This window comes from Bacillus sp. JJ1773 (assembly GCF_036962035.1).
GTDB lineage: Bacteria > Bacillota > Bacilli > Bacillales > Cytobacillaceae > Cytobacillus.
The window spans coordinates 66,489-69,156 of the sequence record NZ_JBALNX010000052.1 but is presented as its reverse complement, the minus strand read 5'-3'; the positions used below and the strand labels follow the sequence as shown (position 1 = coordinate 69,156).

Sequence of the window (2,668 nt, the reverse complement as noted above, 5' to 3'; positions counted from 1 at the left end):
AAGGTAGAGCTCACCTTTCTGTGAGGATCGTCTTGTGCTTGTCGGGGGTGACCAAGGTGCTTGCGCTTTTCTTTTTCAAATATATGGTACAAAACAATCTCTGAAAAAAGTTCTTTTTCATGTTAAAATAATAGGCGGAAAAAGTAATCAAAGACAGGTGAAAAAATGAAAAAGATTGTTGTTTTAACTGCATTATCTTCCATTATGCTTGCAGGCTGTAATCAGCTTCAGCCATATTTAGAGAAGATTCCTTTTTTACAAAAGGAAGAGACAGCTTTGGATGAAAACAAGCAGCCAGAGGAAGGTACGGTTAAGGAAGAGGAAGGCGGAACTGCCAAGAAGAACGACAGCCAGGAAAGTGATATTCCTTCTCTTAAAGCAAATTATTTTAATGAGATAGTGACTGTTGATGGAAAGCGGATCATTCAAAATCCAACGAATCATATGGTTTTAGTAAACAAACAATATTCTCTTCCAGATGGGTATGCCCCAGAGGATTTGATCATGCCAGCTGTTATGTTTTCGTTCGGCGAACAGGATATAGAAAAAGCCTATTTAAGGGACGCAGCAGCTAAAGCGCTTGAAGCTATGTTTACAGAAGCAAAGAAGCAAGATATACATTTATTTGCCGTATCCGGATATCGTTCATTTGATAGGCAGAGGGCCGTTTTTGATGCAGAAGTAAACAAATATGGAGAGGAAAAGGCTATACAGGCGGTAGCCATTCCAGGAAGCAGCGAACATCAAACTGGATTAGCTATGGATATTTCCAGTCAAAGTGCCAACTTTGAGTTATCAGAAGAATTTGGTGAAACGATGGAAGGAAAATGGGCAGCTGAAAATGCTCATCGATTTGGTTTTATTCTTCGTTACCCTAAAGGGAAAGAAGAAATCACCGGTTATAAATTTGAACCTTGGCATTTCCGGTATGTAGGTAAAGAAGCAGCAGCTGTTATTTTTGAAAAACAGCTTACATTAGAAGAATATTTTGAAATTGTGAAGAAAATATAGGAGGGGTCAGACGAGATGTCTGGCTTCTTTTTTATAAATTTTCTTCATTTATGTATTTTCTTTGTGCTTTTTATTGGAGTAATGGTATTCTATTCATTAAGGATTTCACTGAGAAATTTTTGGTTATGAAAGTGGTGAGAAGTTTTGCAAGATAAAGATGTCAATCAAGAACCACCGGTTAAACAATCAGGCTTTATTCGTATGAAAAATTTCCATTTTGTTATGCTCGTTTTTGTTATTGTCTTTTTATCAGTAGGGATTACAGCATTTGCACTTCCTTTTGGCGGTGAAAAGGCCGTAGATAAGGGTGCTTTTGATCGTAAAGAATTTGAAAAACTATATGCGGCATTTGATACGTTGAACAATGCCTATTTTCAAGAGGTTGATCAGGATAAATTAATCAATGGCGCCATCAATGGCATGGTTGATGCACTCGATGATCCATATTCGGATTATATGACGGTAGATGAGGCTAAAAGCTTCCATCAAAGCATTTCTTCTTCTTTTGAAGGCATCGGTGCAGAAATTCAGGAACAAGCCGGATTCATTGTTATTGTGACTCCAATTAAAGGCTCTCCCGCTGAAAAGGCTGGTTTAAAACCGAATGATAAAGTACTATCCGTTGATGGGAAAAGTATTCAAGGTATGAGTGCCACCGAGGCAGTTACTTTAATAAGAGGGAAAAAAGGGACAAAGGTAGAGCTGTCCATTCAAAGACCAGGTATGGAGGAAGCATTATCTGTTCCGATTATTCGTGATACGATTCCAATTGAGACTGTTTATGGCGAGATGCTGGAGGATGGGATTGCAAAGGTCCAAATCACTTCATTTTCCGAGAACACGACAAAGGAATTAATCGAAACCTTAAATGAATTACAAAGTAAAGGGATGAAGGGAATTGTGCTTGATCTAAGGCATAATCCCGGCGGTCTTTTAGAACGGGCAATAGAGATTTCCAGTCTTTTTGTTCCTGAAGGGAAAACGATCTTCCAAATCGAGGATCGAAATGGAAATCGAGAGGAAGTTAAGTCTAAAGGGTCAAAAAATCCAAATATTCCTTTGGTTGTCGTTATTGATAAAGGAAGCGCAAGTGCTTCTGAAATTCTTGCTGGTGCAGTTAAAGAGTCAGCAAATGTATCTTTAGTTGGTGAAAAGTCATTTGGCAAAGGTACGGTGCAGCGTGCAGAAGATTTTTCAGATGGATCTAATTTGAAATTTACAACCGAGAAATGGTTAACCCCGAATGGTAATTGGATACATAAAAAAGGAATTAACCCTGATTATGAGGTTACACTGCCTGATTATGCTTCATTACCTGTCATTGATCCAGATCAAGAATTAAAGTTAAGCTCTTCCTCTGCACAAGTAAAGGTTGCTCAGCAAATGCTTAAAGCCATTGGCTTTGACCCAGGAAGAGAAGATGGATTCTTTGATGAACAAACAAAGTCTGCAGTAGAAAAATTCCAGACGGCCGAAAAACTTGAGGTCAACGGCGTATTAGATGGAAGTTCAACTTTGAAATTAATGGAAAAGGTCAGAGAAAAGCTAAATAAAAATGATACGCAAATTCAAAAAGCTTCTGAAATATTGAAACAACAGCTAGGATCTAAATAAAGTGAAACTACAATCAGTGAGGGGTTCTTTCATCCCCCACTGA

2 protein-coding genes are annotated in these 2,668 nt (G+C 38.2%); both read left to right on the top strand.

The annotated features are described in order from the left end of the window. The first annotated feature begins 165 nt into the window (after nucleotides 1-165). Nucleotides 166-1,011: a M15 family metallopeptidase gene (locus V7127_RS16505; RefSeq protein WP_335487811.1), complete on the top strand. Its 846-nt coding sequence runs from the start codon at nucleotides 166-168 to the stop codon at nucleotides 1,009-1,011. A gap of 201 nt (nucleotides 1,012-1,212) precedes the next feature. Then, nucleotides 1,213-2,625: a S41 family peptidase gene (locus V7127_RS16500; RefSeq protein ID WP_438824018.1), complete on the top strand. Its 1,413-nt coding sequence runs from the start codon at nucleotides 1,213-1,215 to the stop codon at nucleotides 2,623-2,625. The last annotated feature ends 43 nt before the right edge of the window (nucleotides 2,626-2,668 follow it).

Excerpts from the sequence above, each read along its gene's own strand:
- V7127_RS16505 (WP_335487811.1), top strand. The coding sequence starts at position 166 with ATGAAAAAGATTGTTGTTTTAACTGCATTATCTTCCATTATGCTTGCA.
- V7127_RS16500 (WP_438824018.1), top strand. The coding sequence starts at position 1,213 with ATGAAAAATTTCCATTTTGTTATGCTCGTTTTTGTTATTGTCTTTTTA.